Below are 19,056 nucleotides of genomic sequence, written 5' to 3'. Positions count from 1 at the left end.
GCCTGACATGCTCAACCTGTCGATCGTTCTCGAGGACAGCGCCCGCAAGGTGCCCGACGGCACCGCGATCGTCTTCGGCGACCTGCGCCTGCCGTACTCGCTGGTGGACACCATCGCCAACCAGGTGGCCAACCTCCTGGTCTCGCGCGGCATCGGCAAGGGAGACAAGGTCGCGCTGGCCTGCCCGAACCTGCCGTACTTCCCCTTCGTCTACTACGGCATCCTCAAGACCGGCGCGGCCGTCGTGCCCCTTAACGTGCTCCTGCAGTCGAGGGAGATCGCCTACCACCTCGACGACAGCGACGCCAAGGCGCTGTTCTGCTTCGAGGGCACCCCCGAGCTGCCGCTCGGCGAGCGCGGCAAGGCCGGTTTCGAGGCCGCGGAAGGGTGCGAGCACTTCTTCGTGCTGCCCGCGACGGCGCTGGCCACCGAGTCGGAGTACGGCGAGTCGATCTGGGCCGCGCTGAACGGCATGCCGGGCGAGTTCCAGACCGTGCAGACCGCCCCCGACGACACCGCGGTCATCCTCTACACCTCCGGCACCACCGGCCAACCCAAGGGCGCCGAGCTCAGCCACCAGAACATGCTGATGAACACCATGGTCAGCGACGAGATGTTCCCCCGCACGCCGGGTGGCGACACCTTCCTGGCCGTGCTTCCCCTCTTCCACTCCTTCGGCCAGACCGTCGTGATGAACACCGGCTTCCGCCGCCAGGGCACGCTCGTGCTCATGCCGCGCTTCGAGCCGGGCGACGCGCTGGCGCTGATGACCAAGGAGGGCGTGACGTTCTTCGCGGGCGTGCCCACCATGTTCTGGGCGATGCTCACCAAGATCCACGCCGCGGGTGTCCCGGTGCCCTCCACGCTCAAGCTGGCCGTCGCGGGCGGCGCCTCCTCGCCCGTCGAGGTGCTGCGCGACTTCGAGCAGACCTTCGGCGTGGGCATCCTGGAGGGCTACGGCCTGTCGGAGACCTCCCCCGTGGCCAGCTTCAACCAGCTCGGCCGTCCCACCAAGCCGGGCACCATCGGCACCCCGATCTGGGGGGTGGAGATGAAGCTGATCGACAGCGACTGGAAGACGATCGAGGGCGAGGGGCCCGGCGAGATCGCCATCCGCGGCCACAACGTCATGAAGGGCTACTACAACAGGCCCGAGGCGACCGACGAGGTGATGAACGACGGCTGGTTCCGCACCGGCGACATCGCCACCCGTGACGCCGACGGCTACTACGCGATCATCGACAGGGCCAAGGACATGATCATCCGTGGTGGCTTCAACGTCTACCCGCGGGAGATCGAAGAGGTCCTGATGACCCACCCCGCGGTGTCCCTCGCGGCCGTGGTCGGGGTGGCGCACGAGTCGCACGGCGAGGAGGTCAAGGCGTACGTCATCCGCACCGCGGGGGCCACGATCTCCGAGGCGGAGCTCGTGGAGTGGTGCAAGGAGAACATGGCCGCCTACAAGTACCCGCGCCTCATCGAGTTCCGCGACGCCCTCCCGATGACGGCGACCGGCAAGATCCTCAAGCGCGAACTCCGCTGACCCCCGGAGAGGTGTGAGCGGTCCACGGGTGAGCCGTGGACCGCTCAGCCGAGGTTCTCTTCTCCACCAGGGATGGCCGGACGCGCGGCGCCGCACCACTCGGGACCGCCGCACCACTGGAGCGCGCCGCACCCCCGGGACCGCGCCGCATCTCCGGGACAGCGTCGTCCGGTCACCCTGGCGCCGCTCCGTCCTCTGGGGGATCCGACAGGTGAGGTAGGGCGCTCCCTACCAGCGACATGGGTGCCCGCAGGGATGAATCGATCGGTGGCCGGGCTGAAGACTGGAGGCATCCGATCATCCTCGCCGGAGGCCCCATGACCACCACCATGACCGTTCCCGACCCCGTCAAGGCCGCCGCCACCCTCTGGTTCGCCGCCGTCGGAGCGGGCGCCTTCGAGGCCGCCCTCGCCGCGAGCCAGCTGCTGTCGGCTGGGACGTCCTTCTCCGAGCTGGCAGGCGGCCTCGCCATCCGGCTGGCGATCTTCACCGCGGCCGTCTTCCTGGCGCTCCGGCTGCGGCAGGGGCACAACTGGGCCAGGATCGCGCTGGCGGTGTCGCTGGGCGTCTTCGGCACGGTGTCGCTGGTGATCGAGCCGATCCAGTGGCTCCTGGCGGGCAACTCCGCCGCGGCGTTCCTCACCTCGGCCGACGCTCTGACCCTGACGTTCACCGCGAGCAGGATCCTGCACCTGGCGGCGGTGCTGGGCGCCGTGACGCTGATGTTCAGCCCTACGTCGAACGCCTACTTCCGCCGCGGGTGAAGAATCGCGGCCCGTGTAAGGTCTGCGATCATGCAGAGTCGTCTGACCGGTATGTTGATCGGCGCCGTTTTCGGGGCGGTTTTCGTGTTCGTGAACGCCGCGAGCCCGCTGAACACCGTGGTCGCCACCGTTCTCCAGGTCGCCGCCAGTGTGGCCCTGGCCTTCATCGTGTTCCTGTGGTTCACCGCCGGCAAGCGGCTGAGGACCGGCGCCGCCGCTCCCGTTCACAGACCGGCGGGCGCCTTCTACGGGCGCGGCTACCTCCTGATCGTGGCCGCCGAGGCCGTCCTGCTCTTCGGCGGCATCGCGGTGCTGCGCGCGCTGGGACGGCCCGAGCAGACCAACGTCGCCTGGATCGCCCTCATCGTCGGCCTCCACTTCGTCGCCCTCGCCCCGGTCTGGAAGGAGCGCAGCATCCTGATCCCCGGGGTGGTGCTCACGGTGCTGGGCGTCGTCGGGCTGGTCATGACGTTCACCTCGGCCATCGCCTGGGTGCCGATCGTGAGCGGCGTGCTGTCGGGAGTGACCCTCCTGTCCGGCTCCCTCGCCTTCAGCAGACGAGCACTGGCCTCCCTGACCCCGGCCCCCTGACCTCCGCCCGCTGGAGTCGATCTCCTCGCCTCCGCCGGTAGCCGGTGGCGGGGCGGTGTCGGCTACGAGGTGGCTTCTCGCTACGCCGCGCGGGCGTCGCGGAGGACCAGCCCGGCCCTCTTGGCGTTCCTAGCCCCGACCACGTCCGCGTTTGCGCGATAACCGCAGCGGACGCAGGCGAAGTAGGCCTGGGTTTTGCGGTTCTCTACCGACACATGCCCGCAGGACAGGCAGGTGCGGGAGGTGAAAAGGCCCCTACCGCTAGAACCCAAGGGTCGGGGATCCCTCGGGTCCGAGTGGGGCCTTCCCGCTTGCATCAAGGCAACGAATTCGGCGCTCATCATGGGCATTCCGCGCGTCGAAGTGCCCGGGAGGGAGCACGACCCGCATGCCCCTGCGGGGAACACCCTTAAGGTACGGTCATGGACTGGCAGGAGTGGCACGACGCCTACGATCGTCCCGGCTCGTTCCTGGCCCGGCGGCTCGAGGTCGTCCAGAGCCGGATTCGGCTGGCGTTGGACGACAGCAGGCCGGGCCCGCTGAAGGCGATCAGCCTGTGCGCGGGCCAGGGCCGCGACCTCCTCGACGTGCTGGCCGATCACCCGCGTCGCGACGATGTCAGGGCCCGCCTGGTCGAACTCGATCCGCGCAACGCCTCGATCGCCCGCACCGCGGCCGCCGCCGCCGGGCTGGACCAGGTCGAGGTGGCGACGGCCGATGCCGCGCTCACCGAGCACTACCAGGGCATGGCGCCCGCTGACCTCGTGCTGGCCTGCGGCATCTTCGGGAATGTCACCGACGAGGACATCGAGCGCATCGTCGGCTTCGCTCCCCAGCTGTGCGCCACCGGCGCCACGGTGATCTGGACCCGGCACCGCCGGGCGTGGGACCTGGTTCCGGCGATCTGCTCCTGGTTCGAGGACCGCGGCTTCGATCGGCTGTGGGTGTCCGACCCCGAGGCGGGGTTCGGCGTCGGCGTGCACCGCTTCGGCGGCCGGCCGCTGCCCTTGGCGCTCGGTGCGCGGATGTTCACCTTCGTCGGTTACGACGTGCTCGGTGACACCCGTACGTCATGAAGAGGCGGGCGCCTCGGCGACGGCGTCCGCGCGGTCGCCGGCGCGCACCGCGTCGAGGTAGTCGGCTATGGCGTCCCTGTTACGGGTCAGGCACCCGACACCCGTCTCCCCGTGGTCGCTCGCCTGGCATATCGTCAACGACCATCCAAGCCGAGTTCCGCGACTACTTGCGCCACGTGCCCACGCCGACCCCGCAGACCGACACCTGGACACCCTGCACGAGTGGGGAAGAAGGAGCCGGGCAGCGGCTACGACCGGCCCTCCTGAAACCACCGCTCCCCCTCTCACCATCACTACAGCGAGAGATCTTTGATGGGCGCTCTTAGTCGCCCAATCTGCGGACGTCGCCTCCGGACGCGCATCTCATTCCCTGACGATCCTCCACACGCCCAGCGCCGGGGAGCGCGAGGGGCCGGGGCCCCTCGCTGGGGTTTCGGGGGCTTGCCCCTGATGGGCGCGGCCCGAGCCGAAGGCGAGGAGGCTGGGGGTTCGGGGGGCGTGCCTCCTGATCGACACTGCCCGAACCCCACGCGCGAAGCGCGCCCTTGTGAGGCCCAAGCCGTTGGGGTTGGGCCTCACGGCGACACGTCAGGGCCAGTCGGTTGCCGGGCGGAGGGGGACGTGGGCGCGGCCCTGGTCGTCCAGCTTGACCCCGAGCACCTGGTGCAGCTGCACCTTGTTCCGCTCGAAGCCCACGATGCACCCCGCCATGTACAGCCGCCACACCCGCGCCGTCCCGTGGCCGACCTCCTGGAGGGCGTCCTCCCAGTTGTCGTCCAGGTTCTCGCACCAGAACTTCAGCGTGCGAGCGTAGTGCTCGCGCAGGTTCTCCTCGTGGCGGACCTCGAACCCGGTGTTCTCCATCTGGGTGGTGAGGTAGCCGACCGACTCGAGCTCACCGTCGGGGAAGACGTAGCGGTTGATGAAGCCGCCCTTGTTGATCGTCTTCTCGGTGCTCGTCGGACGCGTGATGCAGTGGTTGAGCAGCCGCCCGCCCGGCCTGAGCTTGCCGTACAGGGAGGAGAAGTAACCGGGCAGCTGGTCCTTGCCGATGTGCTCGGTGAGGCCGATGGAGCTGACGGCGTCGAAGCCGCCCTCGGGCACGTCGCGGTAGTCCATGAAGCGGACCTCGGCCAGGTCCTGCAGGCCCGCGTCGACGATGGCCTTCTGCGCCCACTCCGCCTGCTGGCGGGACAGGGTGACGCCGAGGGCCTTGACGCCGTACTCGCGGGCGGCGTGCATGACCATGCCGCCCCAGCCGCAGCCGACGTCGAGCAGGCGCATGCCGGGCTTGAGGTCGAGCTTGCGGGCCACCAGGTCGAACTTGGTGTACTGCGCCTCCTCGAGCGTCGCGTCCTCACGGGGGAAGACGGCGCAGGTGTAGGCCATGGACGGCCCGAGCACCCACTCGTAGAAGCGGTTGGACACGTCGTAGTGGTGGTGGATCGCCTCGGCGTCGCGCTGCTTGGCGTGGCGCGAGCCGAGCCTGGCCAGGGTGCTCCTGCGCATCTCCTGGGGCGGCGGCGGCACGCGCATGAGCAGCGGCTTCGGGCCGAGCGCCCGTACGGCCTCCAGCTTCTCGGCCAGCGTCAGGTCGTTGGTCGTGATGTTCCACATGCGGTCCAGCAGGGTGTACATGTCTCCGTGGACATCGATGTGTCCTGAGACGTACGCCCTGGCCAGGCCGAGCTCGCCGGGCGCCTGGGCCATGTAGGCCACGGCGATCGGAGACTTCACCTCGAGGGTCACGTCCGCGCCGTCGGGACCGGCCTTGCTGCCGTCGTAGGCCATGAACGCGATGTTGGTGTTCGCACCAACGATCTTCTCAAAGATGCTCGCGAGAGCCATCTCTCACCTTCCCCGCACACACTTGTCGTACAGGTCCAGCAGGCGACCGTTCGGGTCGTATTCCCGCTTGACCGGCCAGTAAGCATCGCCGTTGTACAGCTGCCAGAACTGCTCACGAGCGTAGAAAGAGGTCGAGTAGAGCGACTTGTGGCCGTCGAGATCGTGGACTTCGTTCTCGATGAGCCTGTTGTAGTACCCGTCGAACTGTCCACGCGGCAGCGGGACCAGGCCCCAGAAGCCGAAGTTGACGTAGAGCTTGCCCGTCTCCAGCGGGTACAGCGGCCACTCACTCGACGATCGGAGCGGGCACATCCACACCGGGGTCATGCCGACCTTGGCGTGGAAGAACTCGAGGAACTCCGCCCCCCGCTCGATGGGTGTCTCCACGTCCTGGATGACCGATTCCTGCACAGGGGCGTTGCGCCACCTGTCGATCCTGGCCACCACGCCGTACTTGCGGTCGAGGGCGACCAGCTTGCGGTAGACGTCCGAGCGCATCCACTTGCGCGGCATCAGCGAGCGCACCAGCGGCTGCTGGACGCCGAAGGCGCGCGAGCACCAGAACCAGTCGGTGTCCCAGCGCCAGAGGTAGTCGCGGACGGTCAGCCAGTCGCGTCCCCGCTTCTGGATCGACTGGTAGTAGATGCGCATGCCGGTGTAGTCGGAGGTGTACGGCGCGCGCTCGGCGAAGCGGCCGAGCGTGACGTACATCTCCGAGGGGTCGAAGAACACCCCGTCGACGAAGTCCACGGGCTCGCCGTCGTGCGTCATCTGCTCGCAGATCTCCTGCATGGCGAGCATGCACTTGGCGGCGTCGGTGAAGCGCAGGTGGGTGAGCCTGACGTACGGCTGGACCGGCTTGAGCTTGATCCGGATCCTGAGCGCGTAGCCGAGGGTGCCGTAGGAGTTGGGGAACGCGCGGAACAGTTCGTGGTGCTCGTTGTCGTCGCGGGCCACGACGATGCGCCCGTCGCCGGTGAGGATCTCCAGCTCCTCGACCGATTCGTGCGGCAGGCCGTCCCTGAAGCTGGTGGACTCGATGCCGAGCCCGGTCACCGCTCCCCCGAGGGTGATCGTCTTGAGCTGGGGCACGACGTACGGCATGAGCCCGTGCGGCAGCGTGGCGTCCACCAGGTGCTCGTAGGTCGTCATGCCCTGGACCTCTGCGGTCATGGTGACCGGGTCCACGCTGATGACCTGGTCGAGGTCGCGAGCCGACAGTTTGGCGGCCTTGCCCGAGTCGCGGAACCTGAACAGGTTCGAGGTCGCCTTGGCCAGCCGAGGCGCCGCGTCGGCGGGGATCTCGGCGTAGGACTGCCTGATCTGTTCGACGGCCCGCTGGTGTGCCGACATCGTTGTCACAGAAACACCCCCAGAAGCTGCGGTCGAGATCGTCCGTAAGACCGTATCTCCCCAAATCACGACAGAACAGATCGGGGTGGTTAAACGTCTGAAAACTCGATCAACCCGCAGGTCACGCCCTATGTACGAGCAGAGGAAACTCTACTTTCCCGATCCGTTCCGCCTCCGGATCCTGGCGGGCGCGTCGTTGACCACATTTCTGATCTCCGCCCCGTCCAGCGCGGCGGTGAGATTGCCCACCACCGAGGCGACCAGCCGGGCCGTCGACTGAGGTGTGACGCCTGCCACGTGGGGTGACAGGAGTACACTTTCGAGGCCGCGCAGCGGATCGCTTTCGGGCAGCGGCTCGGCCTCGAAGACATCGAGCGCCGCGCCCGCCAGATGGCCCTCCCGCAGCGCGGCGGCCAGCGTCTGCTGGTCGACGACTCCCCCGCGGGCCGCGTTGACCAGGAACGCGCCCTTCTTCATCCGGGCGGGGTCGACGAGACCGCGGGTCTCGTCGGACAGGGCGATCACCACGACCAGCACGTCGGCGGTGGCGACGACCTCCTCCAGCGGCGCGTAGCCCTCGCCGCGCGGGGTGCGCGTCCAGTGGGAGACCTGGCAGCCGAGCGCCCTGAAGAGCCTGGCGCACTCCTCGCCGATCGGCCCGTAGCCGACGACGCCGACCCGGGAGCCCGACAGCTCGCGAGGGCCGAGGTCGAGCTGCGGCCAGCCGCCGGCCCGTACGGCCGCGTCGGCCGCGACCAGCCGCCGGCTCAGCGCGAGCGCGGCGCCCAGGCACCATTCGGCCACCGCGACGGCGCTGACCCCCGCGGTGTTGGCCAGCGGCACGCCCGCCGCCGACAGTGCGGCGAGGTCGTGCCCGTCCACGCCGACGGACGGCTGCTGCACGAAGGCCAGGCGCGGGGCGGCGGCCACGGCGGCGGCGTCCATCGCCAGGGTGCCGCCCCAGTCGCCGAGCACGATCTCCGCCTGCGGGAGGGCGGCCTCCATGGCGGCCCTGTCGCGCGCGAAGGACAGCGTGATCCGGTCGCCGAGCGGGGCGAGCAGGCCGCGCAGGGCGTCGGGCGGGAGCGCGGTGAGGGCGAGCAGGTTCCAGGCGGTCATGGAGGCGACCTTAGGCCGCCGCCCCGACGCCGGAAAGGGCCCTCAGGCGCCGGGGGTGAAGCTGCCCAGCACCTGACGTATCATCCGGCCGTGCCGGCGCCACTGGTCCTCGGCCACCGTCCAGGAGAGCACGTAGGCGGTGGAGCCGGCCACGGTCGCCCGCCGTACCTCGTGGTACTGGCGCCCCGCCGTCGCCCACGGGTGTCCTGCGGCGGCGGTCCAGGTGAACTCCCACTCGGCCGTGCCCTGCGCGACGGAGCCGCGGCGCACGGTGCGCACGCCGGTCGCCGCGACCAGACCCTCCTCCGCGTCGCGCAGGATCTGGTGCGGGTCGAGCGTGGCGTACTGCTGCTCGACGCCGAGGTGCGCGCCGCCGTCGGGACGCGTCCACTGCGTGTACGCCTCGGCGCGCGCCCCCTTCCACCTGGTCGGCCGCTGGATGGACCAGCCGTCGGGCGAGGTCCACGGCCTGGTCAGCGCGATGGGCGTCTTGGTGACACTCGGGGTGGGCGAGGGCGTGGGCGTCGCGCTCGTGGCCGGTGCCGAGACCGACGGGCTGGCCTTGGCCTGCGCCACGCGCGCGCTGCCCTCCGCCTCACTGGGCGTGAGCTTCAGGTAGGCGCCCGCTCCCACGGTCACGACCAGCACCGCGGCCGCGGCCGCCATCAGCGTGGTACGGCCGGCGCGCCTGCTCGGCGGCTCCTCGTCGTCGTCCTCCCTGTGCCACCTGGCCTCGTCCGGCGCGCCGAGGGCGGCGAACATCGCGTCGGCCTGGGCGATGGTCAGCCGCTCGTCCGGCTCCTTCTTCAGCAGCCCCTTCAGCACGGGGTGGAGCGCGGGCGGGATCCTGCGGTAGTCGGGCTCCTCGCGCATCAGCGCCGACAGCGTGGCCATGGGGTCGCCCCGATCGAAGGGCGAGCGCCCGATCAGTGCGGCGTACAGGGTGGCGCCGAGCGACCAGAGGTCGGAGGGCGGGCCGAAGTCGAGGGCCCGGACCCGTTCGGGGGCGAGGAAGGCGGGTGAGCCCGTGACCATTCCGGTCCTGGTGAGGGAGGAGTCGCCCTCGGCGGTGGCGATGCCGAAGTCGGTCAGGACGGCGCGGCCGTCGTCGCACAGCAGGATGTTGCTCGGCTTGACGTCGCGATGCAGGATCCCGACCTCGTGCGCGGCCTTCAGCGCCGACAGCACCTGGCGGCCGACGTCGGCGGCCTCCCGGACGGGGAGGGCGCCGTGGGTGGCCACGACCTCCTCGAGGGAGGGGGCCCTGACCAGCTCCATGATGATCCAGGGCCGGCCGTCCTCCTCCACCACGTCGTAGATCGCCACGACGCCGGGATGGTTGAGCTTGGCGGCCGTGCGAGCCTCACGCGCGGTGCGCACCAGGTGACTCTCGCGGTCGAGCGCGGACAGCTCAGGAGGGAGTAAGACCTCCTTGACCGCTATCGGCCGGTTGAGCAGGGTGTCGTGGCCCTCCCAGACCACGCCCATGCCGCCCCTGCCCAGCTCCGTGGCCAGGCGGTAGCGGTGGGCGACCAGTCGATCGGATTCCGAAGCCATAAGGCGCAAGTTTCCCATAACTGGTGGATCTCTCGTGGGGGTGTCGCGGCGCCGCCGTGCCGAATAAAGTTCTTGAACATGACGCAGGGACCGCTCGCCGGAGTGAAGGTGCTGGAGCTCGCCGGGCTCGCGCCCGGCCCGTTCGCCGGAATGATGCTGGCCGACCACGGGGCCGAGGTGCTGCGGGTCGACCGCGTCCAGGCCGTCTCCGACCGGCCGCGCAAGGACGTGATGGACAGGGGCAAGCGCACGATCGGCCTCGACCTGAAGTCGCCCGAGGGGGTGGCCGCCTTCAAGGAGCTGGCCGCCGCGGCCGACGTGGTGATCGAGGTGTTCAGGCCCGGCGTCGCCGAGCGCCTCGGCATCGGGCCCGACGACCTGCACGCGGTCAACGAGCGTCTCGTCTACGGCCGGATGACCGGCTGGGGCCAGGACGGCCCCCTCGCGCCGACCGCGGGGCACGACATCGACTACATCGCCATCTCGGGGGTGTTGTCCATGCTGGGGCGCGAGGGCGACAAGCCCACCCCGCCGATCAACATCCTGGGCGACTTCGCGGGCGGGGGTCTCATGCTGGCGTACGGCGTGCTGCTCGCCCTGTTCGAGCGCGAGCGGACCGGCAAGGGCAGGGTGATCGACGCGGCCATGGTGGACGGCGCGGCCACGCTGTTCGCGATGTTCTACAACGCGGGATGGGGCCCGCGCGGCACGAACCTGCTCGACACCGGCGCCCCGATGTACGACACCTACGAGACCTCCGACGGCCAGTACATGGCGGTCGGCGCGCTCGAGCCGCAGTTCTGGGCGGTGCTCACCGACAAGATGGGCCTGACCGACCTGCCCGACAGGAACGACCGCGCCCAGTGGCCCGCGCTGCGCAGCCGCCTGGAGGCGGCCTTCAGGGAGCGGACGCGGGCCGAGTGGGAGGCGGTCTTCGACGGGTCCGACGCCTGCGTCTCGCCCGTGCTGTCCCCGAGCGAGGCCGCCGAGCACCCGCACAACGTCGCGCGGGGCACGTTCGTGCGGGTGGGCGAGTCGACGCAGCCGAGGCCGGCGCCCCGGCTGCTCGGCGCGCCCGAGGCCGACCTGTCCCCCGCGACCAGGCTGCTCGACCTGTCGGAGTGGGGCCTCGACGAGGAGCGCGCGGCCAAGCTCAGGCAGGCGGGCGTGCTGGCGTGATCTCCGAGTAGTCGGTCGCCGACTGCTCCTGGGCTTTCGCCGACGTCCCCGCCGAGGAGCTGCGTCCTCTCGCCGTGGACGCGGCCATGTCCACCCTCTCCCTGTCGTAGGAGTTGTCGCATATGTAGTAGGTGTACTACATTCCACCGCATGAGTACTGTGGTGAGCGTCCGCGGGCTGCGGATGTCGTACGGCAAGCGCGAGGTCCTGCGCGGTGTCGACCTCGAGGTACGGCGCGGCGAGACCGTCGCGCTCCTCGGCCCCAACGGCGCGGGCAAGACGACCACGATCGAGATCCTCGAGGGCTTCAGGCACCGCGCGGGCGGAGAGGTCGAGGTGCTGGGCACCGACCCCTCCCGGGGCGGCGACGACTGGCGGGCCAGGCTCGGCGTGGTCCTCCAGGACTGGCGCGACCACCCGCGGTGGCGCGTCGCCACGCTGCTCGACCACGTCGCGGCCCACTACCCCGACCCCTGGGACACCGGCGAGCTGCTGAGGGCGCTCGGGCTCGGCGACCAGGCGGCCGGCAAGGTCGGCCAGCTCTCCGGCGGCCAGCGACGCAGGCTCGACGTCGCGCTCGGCATCGTCGGCCGGCCGGAGCTGCTCTTCCTCGACGAGCCGACCACGGGCTTCGACCCCGAGGCGCGCAGGGAGTTCCACGAGCTGATCGCCGGTCTCGACACCACGATCATGCTGACCACGCACGACCTGGCCGAGGCGGAGAAGCTGGCCGACCGCATCGCCGTCCTCCTCGACGGGCGCATCGCGGTCTTCGGCACGCCCGAGGAGCTGGCGCGGGCCGTACAGGTGCCCTCCCTGGTGCGCTGGAGGGACGGCTCCGAACAGACTGGAGAGCCGTCCGAGCTGGTGTGGAAGCTGCACCAGCAGTACGGCGGGCCGGTCCCCGACCTGGAGATCAGGCGGCCCACCCTCGAAGAGAGCTACCTCAACCTGGTGGAAAGGAGCGCGGCGTGAACACGCTGGCACTCGGGGTCAGGCGCGGCCTGATCGAGCAGGGTTCGATCATGAGGGACGGCAAGGAGCTGAGCGGCCAGCTCGCCGGACTCGTGACGTTCGTGCTGCTGATGCTGTGGATCGGCGACAACCCCGCGGGCGGCGGCGTCGGCATGAGCGCGTTCATGGCGGTGGGGTTCATCGCCTTCACCGTGTTCTCGGCGGGGACCATGTCGCTGCCGCTGCTGATCGCCACCGACAGGGAGGAGGGCGCGCTGCTGAGGCTGCGCGCGCTGCCCCGCGGCCTGCCCGTCTACGTCACGGGCAGGGCGGTCTCGCTGCTGCTGCACATCGCGGGCCACTCGGCGATCATGCTGGCTCTCGGCGCCGCGCTGGGCGGGCTGGGCGCGCCCGTCAGCTGGCCGACGCTGCTGTGGGCGCTCGGGCTCGGCACCCTGGCGGTGGTGCCGCTCGGCACGGCGATCGGCGCGATGCTGCCGAGCGCGAAGACGGCCGCCGCGCTGATCGGCCTGCCCACGATGCTGCTGATGATCTGCTCGGGAGTGATGCTCCCCGTGCGGATGATGCCCGAGGCGGTCCAGTGGATCGCCCAGGCCTTCCCGCTCTACTGGCAGGGTCACGCGCTGCGGGCGGCGTTCTTCGACTCCCCCGCGGGCGAGCTGCACGGCGCCTGGCAGCTGGGCACTGCGGCGACGGTGATGGGCGCGTGGGCGCTCGCCGGTATGGTGCTGGCACCGTGGCTGCTGCGCAGGGTCACTCGCAAGTGAGGATTCGCGGTGTCGAACGAGGTCGTCTACAACAGGATCCCGATGCTCAGGGCCGAACGCGGGATCTCCCGCAAGGACCTGGCGGCGGCGCTCGGCGTCCACTACCAGACGGTGGGCTATCTCGAGCGGGGCGAGTACAGCCCGTCCCTGTTTCTGGCCCTGAAGATCGCCGAGTATTTCGAGGTGCCGGTGGAGGTCGTCTTCTCGCTCCATCCGTTCGCCAGATTGGGGTCGTGATGGACAGGTGGGACAGGCAGCGCGAGCGTCTGGAGAACATGCCTGCGCAACGGCTCTGGGCGACCCGCCCCGCCCGCCGCCGCCTCGTGCTGGTCGGCGTGGCGGCGCTGGTGCTGCTCTGGGCGGGGCTGGTGGTGATCGTCAGGTACGCGCCGAGCGACCTGGCGCGCAACGTCTACCTGTCGATGTTCGGGATCGGCCTGGTGATCGGCATCCCGGTGATCGGGTGGCTGCACGCCGCCACCAGGGGCGGCCTCTCGCTGCCCGAGCGCTTCCTCGACGAGCGGCAGCTGGCCGAGCGGCGCCGGGCGTACACCTCGGCGCACCGCGCCACCAGCGTGGTGCTCGCCGCGCTCTTCGTGCTGACGAACGTGGTGAGCCACGCGGACGGCCAGCTCACCCTGACCGTCCCCATGGCCCTGCTGGCACCGCTGGCGCTGACGCTGTTCGCGACGCACTACACGATCCCGATCTTCATCGCCGGTTGGCTCGTCCCCGATCCGCCGCCGGACGACGAGTGATCCAGGTGAGATCCACGTGACCTCCAAGGCCCTCTGAGGATCATGTGTTCCCTTCTCAGTACAGGAAGGGAACCGATGTGAACAGGACAGCGTTGCTGCTGAGCGCCCTGGTGCTCGGCGGGCTGCTGGCCGCCCCTCCGGCGCTCGCGACCCTCGCGGCCCCGGCGACCGCGGCCCCGGTCACCGTGGCGGTGGCCAAGGCCAAGGCGAGCCCCGCGCGGCAGTCGGGTGACTGCCCCACCACGGTCGGGTTCTCCGCCGTGATCGCGGCCAAGGGCAGGGGCGTCGTGCGCTACCGCTGGGTGCGCGGCGACGGCGGCAAGGGCGCCGTGAAGAGCTTCCGCGTCGACGGCGCCCGCAGGGTGACCGTCAGGGACCGGCAGACGTTCGAGCGGTCGGTCTCCGGCTGGCAGGCCGTCGAGGTGCTGGGCCGCGCGGGTCTGTCCCGCAAGGCGTACTTCAGCGTCACGTGCGAGGGCGCGGGCAAGCTCTACGACGTGGGCAACCCGCTGCCCGCGAGCCACGCCGGCCGTCCAGTGGTCGCCGCGGCCGACGTCGACGTCACGCCGCCTGCCTACACCGGGCAGTGCCCCACGACCGTGCGGTTCACCGCCACGCTCCAGGTCTCCAGGACCCCGGCCAGGGTCGGCTACCAGTGGATCGACGGCGCGGGCGGCGAGAGCCGCCCCGAATACCTCGACTTCCCCGAGGGAGGGCCCAGGCTGCGTCAGGTGTCGCTGCCGGTGACGGTGTCAGGGAGCACGAGCGGCTGGAAGGCCGTCAGGATCCTGGAGCGGGCGGGTCACGACTCGGGCCGGGCCTCCTACGCGGTGACGTGCACAGGCACGACTCCGCCTTCGTCGCCGCCTCCCACGTCTCCCCCGCCCACGTCACCGCCGCCGACGTCGCCGCCGCCCACCAGCCCTCCTCCGTCCAGCCCGCCGCCGGCGAAGCCCGCGGTGCCGTCGATCGTCGGCATCTCGCCCGGCACGTACGACGGCAGCTGCGCGGAGCCGGTCCGCTACGAGTCGCTGGGCCGTCTGACCCTGCCGGCGGGGGCCGCGGCCACGCTCGCCTACCAGTGGATCCTCGACGGCAAGGACGCCGAGGGCGGAACCGTCACCGTCCCCGCCGGAGCCGGTGATCGTTCCAAGGACTTCACGACCACGTGGACCATGGACAGGTCGATGGAGGGCGCCCACAGCCTGGGCCTCAAGGTCGTCGGCGGCACGCCCGTCGTGCGCACCTTCACCTTCACCTGCAGGGCCGAGCCGCAGCCGCCCGTCGTCACCATCGGCGAGATCACCGCCCCCGCCTACGCGGGCGACTGCGCGAAGGTGCCCAACCACCGCGCCCGCGCCGTCCTCGGCCTCGACCGGCCGGGCGAGGTCGAGTACCGGTTCGTGATCGACAAGACGGCCTTCCCCTACAAGAAGGTCACGATCGCCGGGCCCGCCACTGTCACCGTGGAGTCCGACGCGTGGGCCTCGGCGACCGGCGGCACCGTCCGCGTGGAGGTGAGGAACCACAACGCGCCGGCCAAGGAGGCGCCCTACACCGTGACGTGCGCGCCCGAGCCCAAGGTCACCGTGCAGGCCGACGTGGCGAAGGTGAGCACGCACACCGACTGCACGCGGCCGCGCACCTTCCGCGCCACCGGCACGGTCGGGCTGAACCGCGAGGGCGCCGTCTCCTACCGCTGGGCGGTCGACGGCAAGCGGACGGACTGGACCACGCTGACCTTCACGGCCGCCGGCGAGAAGCAGGTGACCGCGCACGAGTGGCAGGCCACCAAGTCCGTCAGCGGCACCGTCTCCCTGGAGACCAAGGAGCACAACCACCCCGCGGCGCACAAGACCTACACGCTGTCGTGCCCCTCGGCGTGGCTGACCGACGTCAAGGTCGACCCGGCCACCTGGAGCGGCGACTGCTCCGGCAAGCGGTTCGTCTTCTCCGCGAAGCTCCACTCCACGAGGCACCAGGACGTGCGCGTCGAGCTGGTCCAGGCGCACAACGGCGCCCTCATCGACCGCTCCGACCACAAGGTCCTGGCCTACCTGCCCAAGACCGTCACGATCACTCGCTATTTCAACGTCACCCTCAAGCTGGACGCGCAGCTGCGTATCACCTCGCCCGACGAGGGATACCGGAGCCAGATCCTCCCCGTCGACGTCACCTGCCACAAGGTCTCCTTCAGCGACGTGAAGGCCACCAAGATGGCGAACACCTGCGGGAACTGGGTGCTGAGCGGCAAGATCACGCTCGGCGCGCCGGCCTCCCTCAGCTACCGGTGGGCACGCAAGTCCGGCTTCAGCGGCTGGGAGGGCGAATGGGTCACGGTGAACGCGCCCGCGGGCGTCAAGGAGGTCTCCAAGACCTACACGGCGCCCTCACGCGACAATGGGCAGTTCAGGCTCGAGGTCCGCACGCCGTACGAAACGGTTTCGAGTCCTGTCGGCTACCACTCCAGCTGTTCCAGCTGAGGCCTCACACGGCCAGGTAGAGATCGGCGCCCGCCGGGTGGTGCACCTCCAGATCGGTGGTGAACGACCTGGCGGGCGTGCCACCCGACTCGGTGTGCTTCCACGCCTGCTGCCAGGCGTCGATGATTGCCTGCGGCATCTGGCCCCTGGCCTCGATCTTCAGCGCCTGGCCCGCGGGCACCCGTACCGCGACCATGCCCTCGGGCAGCCTGGGCACCGTCCGCACGCCCACCCCGACGATCTGCGTGTACGCGCCGTGGTGATCGCTCTCGTAGTCGGTCAGGACCGCGTAAAGGTTCTCGTCCAGCCGTCCCGGAACGTGCGCGAACGCCCCCGGAGCCCCCGCCCGCTGCCACAGCGCCGGCAGCCGCGCCCGCGACGGGTCCATCTCCTCGGCGTTGGTGGTGCGTACGGCGAGGCCCACCACCAGCAGTTCGGACCGCTCCACGATGTCCAACGCGTCCTCCATCCCCCAGGTCTGTCCCGCAGATCATATGGCCACGCAAAGCGGGAATAACCCCTTCTGACCAGTCACCACATAAGATGGACGAACGTGAAGTTCCTCAACGGTCTCGAGCCGTCCCACGACCTGACCTACAGCGACGTGTTCATGGTGCCGTCGCGGTCCTCGATCGGTTCCCGGCTCGCGGTCGACCTGTCGACCAACGACGGCACGGGCACCACGCTGCCCATCGTGGTCGCGAACATGACGGCCGTCGCCGGCCGCCGCATGGCCGAGACCGTCGCCCGCAGGGGCGGCGTCACGGTCATCCCGCAGGACATCCCGATCGACGTGGTCGCCGACGTCATCGACTGGGTGAAGAAGCGCGATCTGGTGCACGACACGCCGATCACCCTCACTCCGCACGACACGGTCGGTGAGGCGCTGAACCTCCTGCCCAAGCGCGCCCACGGCGCGGTCATCGTCGTCGACTGGGAGAACCGCCCCGTCGGCGTCGTCACCGAGGCCGACTGCCACGGCGTCGACATGTTCACCCAGCTGTCGCAGGTGATGTCGGCACACCTCCTCACGCTGCCCGCGGGCCTCGACCCGCGCGAGGCCTTCGACATGCTGCACGAGGGACGCCACCGCCTCGCGCCCATCGTCGACGGCGAGGGCCGGCTGGTCGGCATCCTGACCCGTACCGGCGCCCTGCGCGCCACGCTCTACCAGCCCGCGCTCGACGCCCAGGGCAGGCTGCGGATCGCGGCCGCCGTCGGCGTCAACGGCGACGTGGCGGCCAAGGCGAAGGAGCTGCTCGACGCGGGCGTCGACTGCCTGGTCGTCGACACCGCGCACGGGCACCAGGAGAAGATGATCTCCGCGCTGCGTGCCGTACGGGCGCTCGGCCCTTCGGTGCCGGTCGCCGCGGGCAACGTCGTGACCGCGGAAGGTGTGCGCGACCTCGTGGAGGCGGGCGCGGACATCATCAAGGTGGGCGTCGGGCCCGGCGCCATGTGCACCACCAGGATGATGACCGGCGTCGGCCGCCCGCAGTTCTCCGCGGTGCTGGAGTGCTCGGCCGAGGCGCGCCGCCTGGGCCGGCACGTCTGGGCCGACGGCGGCGTCCGCCACCCGCGCGACGTGGCCCTCGCCCTGGCGGCGGGCGCGGCGAACGTGATGATCGGGTCCTGGTTCGCCGGCACCTACGAGTCGCCGGGCGACGCGCGCACCGACGCCGACGGGCGCAAGTACAAGGAGAACTTCGGCATGGCCTCCGCGCGGGCGGTCCGGCTGCGCACCGCCGAGGACACGCCGTTCGAGCGGGCCAGGAAGGCGCTGTTCGAGGAGGGCATCTCGACCTCCCGCATGTACCTCGACCCGCAGCGGCCCAGCGTCGAGGACCAGATCGACGCGATCGTGGCCGGTCTGCGCTCCTCGTGCACCTACGCGGGCGCCACGAACCTGGAGGAGTTCCACGAGCGGGCCGTGATCGGCATCCAGAGCTCCTCCGGCTACACCGAGGGCATGCCGCTGCACCAGAGCTGGTAGGCGGTCTCGGCCTTCGTGGCGTTCTCCACCGTCGTGGCGTGGACGCTGATCCCGCGAGGGGCCAGCTCCACGGCCAGCGCGCTGCTCAGGCTCTCGACGGCGGCCTTCAGGGCGGCGTCGAGAGCGTGGCGGGGCGCGTCCTGGACGAGGTTGACGATCGCCGAGCCGCGTCCCATCAGCGGGAGCATGCGCCTGATCAGGCCGGTGACCTGGGTGAAGTTCTCCTCGATGAGGGCGTGCTCGGCTCGGGCGCTCACTCTTTCGAAGGGGGCGCCTGTGGTGGCGGCGGCGTTGGTGACCAGGATGTCGACGCGGCCGTAGCGCTCGTGGACGGCGGTGGCGAAGACGTCCACGGCCATGGGGTCGCGCAGGTCCAGCGTCATGGCGAGCTCGCGGCCATTCTTCCCGCGGTCGTTTCCTTCGCTTCCGCTGGCGCCTTTCCGGCGGTCGCAGGTCGCGCAGACGGCACCGAGGGAGCGGAACGTCGCGGCGACGTCCGCCGGCCCGCCGGTGATCACAGCGACTCGTCCGGTCAGCGGGGTGGCCATGTGATCAGTTCACCACGGAACAGGTTCTCCCACCACAGCATGCCCGTCACCGTCAGGAGCGCCGCTCCCCCTAGAGTCTTCAGGGTTAGAAGACATCCACCAAGGAGTACATCGTGGCACTCGAGAAGCCGGAGATCGACTTCCCGGAGGGCAACCCGCCCGCCGACCTGGAGATCGTCGACATCGTCGAGGGGGACGGCCCCGAGGCCAAGCCTGGACAGAACGTCCAGGTGCACTACGTCGGTGTCGCTTTCTCGAGCGGCGAGGAGTTCGACGCGTCGTGGAACCGCGGCACGCCGTTCGAGTTCCCGCTGGGCGGCGGCCGCGTCATCGCGGGCTGGGACCGCGGCGTGGCGGGCATGAAGGTCGGCGGGCGTCGCAAGCTCGTCATCCCGCCGCACCTGGGCTACGGCAACAGGGGCGCGGGCAGCGCCATCAAGCCGGGCGAGACGCTCATCTTCGTCGTCGACCTGCTCGGCGTTCGCTGACGTTCGCACGGTGT

Annotated in this window: 20 protein-coding genes; 12 read left to right on the top strand and 8 right to left on the bottom strand. The window is 70.4% G+C overall.

The features are described 5' to 3' along the window. Positions 1 to 7: 7 nt before the first annotated feature. The 3 genes from H4W81_RS03650 to H4W81_RS03640 all read left to right on the top strand — a co-directional run bounded on the left by H4W81_RS03650 (position 8) and on the right by H4W81_RS03640 (position 2,898). On the top strand, positions 8 to 1,543 hold the full coding sequence (locus tag H4W81_RS03650) for a long-chain-fatty-acid--CoA ligase (RefSeq protein ID WP_192773469.1): 1,536 nt from the start codon (positions 8 to 10) through the stop codon (positions 1,541 to 1,543). A 317-nt stretch (positions 1,544 to 1,860) separates the two neighbouring features. Further along, a complete protein-coding gene (locus H4W81_RS03645) occupies positions 1,861 to 2,307 on the top strand; it encodes a hypothetical protein (protein WP_192773468.1) in 447 nt (148 codons plus the stop codon). A 30-nt stretch (positions 2,308 to 2,337) separates the two neighbouring features. Further along, a complete protein-coding gene (locus tag H4W81_RS03640) occupies positions 2,338 to 2,898 on the top strand; it encodes a hypothetical protein (RefSeq protein ID WP_192773467.1) in 561 nt (186 codons plus the stop codon). Positions 2,899 to 2,978: 80 nt separating this feature from the next. Here the strand turns inward: H4W81_RS03640 and H4W81_RS03635 are convergent, their stop codons facing one another. After that, complete coding sequence (locus H4W81_RS03635; RefSeq protein ID WP_225959240.1) at positions 2,979 to 3,215, bottom strand: transposase; 237 nt, start codon at positions 3,213 to 3,215, stop codon at positions 2,979 to 2,981. A 105-nt stretch (positions 3,216 to 3,320) separates the two neighbouring features. Here H4W81_RS03635 and H4W81_RS03630 point away from each other — a divergent pair, with 105 nt between their 5' ends. Continuing rightward, positions 3,321 to 3,974 carry an SAM-dependent methyltransferase gene (locus tag H4W81_RS03630; protein WP_192773466.1) on the top strand — a complete coding sequence of 218 codons (654 nt, stop codon included), beginning with the start codon at positions 3,321 to 3,323 and terminating at the stop codon, positions 3,972 to 3,974. Here H4W81_RS03630 and H4W81_RS03625 read toward each other — a convergent pair. The 5 genes from H4W81_RS03625 to H4W81_RS03605 all read right to left on the bottom strand — a co-directional run bounded on the left by H4W81_RS03625 (position 3,969) and on the right by H4W81_RS03605 (position 9,851). After that, positions 3,969 to 4,112: a hypothetical protein gene (locus tag H4W81_RS03625; RefSeq protein ID WP_192773465.1), complete on the bottom strand. Its 144-nt coding sequence runs from the start codon at positions 4,110 to 4,112 to the stop codon at positions 3,969 to 3,971. The genes H4W81_RS03630 and H4W81_RS03625 overlap by 6 nt on opposite strands. A gap of 450 nt (positions 4,113 to 4,562) precedes the next feature. Further along, positions 4,563 to 5,822, bottom strand: coding sequence for a class I SAM-dependent methyltransferase (locus H4W81_RS03620; protein ID WP_192773464.1), 1,260 nt, complete (start codon positions 5,820 to 5,822; stop codon positions 4,563 to 4,565). A 3-nt stretch (positions 5,823 to 5,825) separates the two neighbouring features. Next, positions 5,826 to 7,175: an FAD-binding oxidoreductase gene (locus H4W81_RS03615; RefSeq protein WP_192773463.1), complete on the bottom strand. Its 1,350-nt coding sequence runs from the start codon at positions 7,173 to 7,175 to the stop codon at positions 5,826 to 5,828. A gap of 150 nt (positions 7,176 to 7,325) precedes the next feature. Beyond that, complete coding sequence (locus tag H4W81_RS03610) at positions 7,326 to 8,294, bottom strand: NAD(P)-dependent oxidoreductase (RefSeq protein ID WP_192773462.1); 969 nt, start codon at positions 8,292 to 8,294, stop codon at positions 7,326 to 7,328. A gap of 42 nt (positions 8,295 to 8,336) precedes the next feature. Beyond that, the gene (locus tag H4W81_RS03605; RefSeq protein ID WP_192773461.1) at positions 8,337 to 9,851 is read right to left on the bottom strand and encodes a serine/threonine-protein kinase; all 1,515 of its coding nucleotides are present in this window, start codon (positions 9,849 to 9,851) and stop codon (positions 8,337 to 8,339) included. Positions 9,852 to 9,929: 78 nt separating this feature from the next. Between H4W81_RS03605 and H4W81_RS03600 the strand changes: the two genes are divergently transcribed. From H4W81_RS03600 to H4W81_RS03575, 6 genes are all read left to right on the top strand, one after another. Next, positions 9,930 to 11,030 carry a CaiB/BaiF CoA transferase family protein gene (locus H4W81_RS03600; protein WP_192773460.1) on the top strand — a complete coding sequence of 367 codons (1,101 nt, stop codon included), beginning with the start codon at positions 9,930 to 9,932 and terminating at the stop codon, positions 11,028 to 11,030. 150 nt (positions 11,031 to 11,180) lie between these two features. Further along, on the top strand, positions 11,181 to 12,005 hold the full coding sequence (locus H4W81_RS03595; protein WP_192773459.1) for an ABC transporter ATP-binding protein: 825 nt from the start codon (positions 11,181 to 11,183) through the stop codon (positions 12,003 to 12,005). After that, the gene (locus tag H4W81_RS03590) at positions 12,002 to 12,772 is read left to right on the top strand and encodes an ABC transporter permease (protein WP_192773458.1); all 771 of its coding nucleotides are present in this window, start codon (positions 12,002 to 12,004) and stop codon (positions 12,770 to 12,772) included. Before H4W81_RS03595 ends, H4W81_RS03590 begins: the two co-directional genes overlap by 4 nt. Before the next feature lie 42 nt (positions 12,773 to 12,814). Further along, positions 12,815 to 13,009: a helix-turn-helix transcriptional regulator gene (locus H4W81_RS03585; protein WP_203946469.1), complete on the top strand. Its 195-nt coding sequence runs from the start codon at positions 12,815 to 12,817 to the stop codon at positions 13,007 to 13,009. Then, the gene (locus H4W81_RS03580; protein WP_192773457.1) at positions 13,006 to 13,530 is read left to right on the top strand and encodes a hypothetical protein; all 525 of its coding nucleotides are present in this window, start codon (positions 13,006 to 13,008) and stop codon (positions 13,528 to 13,530) included. The genes H4W81_RS03585 and H4W81_RS03580 overlap by 4 nt, the downstream gene beginning before the upstream one ends. A 77-nt stretch (positions 13,531 to 13,607) precedes the next feature. Beyond that, a complete protein-coding gene (locus tag H4W81_RS03575) occupies positions 13,608 to 16,013 on the top strand; it encodes a hypothetical protein (protein ID WP_192773456.1) in 2,406 nt (801 codons plus the stop codon). A 4-nt stretch (positions 16,014 to 16,017) separates the two neighbouring features. Here H4W81_RS03575 and H4W81_RS03570 read toward each other — a convergent pair whose 3' ends face one another. Further along, positions 16,018 to 16,482, bottom strand: a complete 465-nt coding sequence (locus H4W81_RS03570) for a GyrI-like domain-containing protein (RefSeq protein ID WP_225958440.1) — start codon at positions 16,480 to 16,482, stop codon at positions 16,018 to 16,020. A gap of 84 nt (positions 16,483 to 16,566) precedes the next feature. Between H4W81_RS03570 and H4W81_RS03565 the strand changes: the two genes are divergently transcribed. Further along, the gene (locus H4W81_RS03565) at positions 16,567 to 18,006 is read left to right on the top strand and encodes a GuaB1 family IMP dehydrogenase-related protein (protein ID WP_192773455.1); all 1,440 of its coding nucleotides are present in this window, start codon (positions 16,567 to 16,569) and stop codon (positions 18,004 to 18,006) included. Here the strand turns inward: H4W81_RS03565 and H4W81_RS03560 are convergent. Further along, entirely contained in the window at positions 17,970 to 18,554 is a 585-nt protein-coding gene (locus H4W81_RS03560) for an SDR family NAD(P)-dependent oxidoreductase (RefSeq protein WP_192773454.1), read from the bottom strand. The genes H4W81_RS03565 and H4W81_RS03560 overlap by 37 nt on opposite strands. Before the next feature lie 113 nt (positions 18,555 to 18,667). Here H4W81_RS03560 and H4W81_RS03555 point away from each other — a divergent pair, with 113 nt between their 5' ends. Beyond that, a complete protein-coding gene (locus H4W81_RS03555) occupies positions 18,668 to 19,042 on the top strand; it encodes an FKBP-type peptidyl-prolyl cis-trans isomerase (protein WP_192773453.1) in 375 nt (124 codons plus the stop codon). The last annotated feature ends 14 nt before the right edge of the window (positions 19,043 to 19,056 follow it).

The sequence above is a fragment of the Nonomuraea africana genome, from assembly GCF_014873535.1.
Taxonomy (GTDB): domain Bacteria; phylum Actinomycetota; class Actinomycetes; order Streptosporangiales; family Streptosporangiaceae; genus Nonomuraea; species Nonomuraea africana.
The sequence above is the reverse complement of the archived record's forward strand: the minus strand, read 5'-3'. Positions and strand labels throughout refer to the sequence as shown.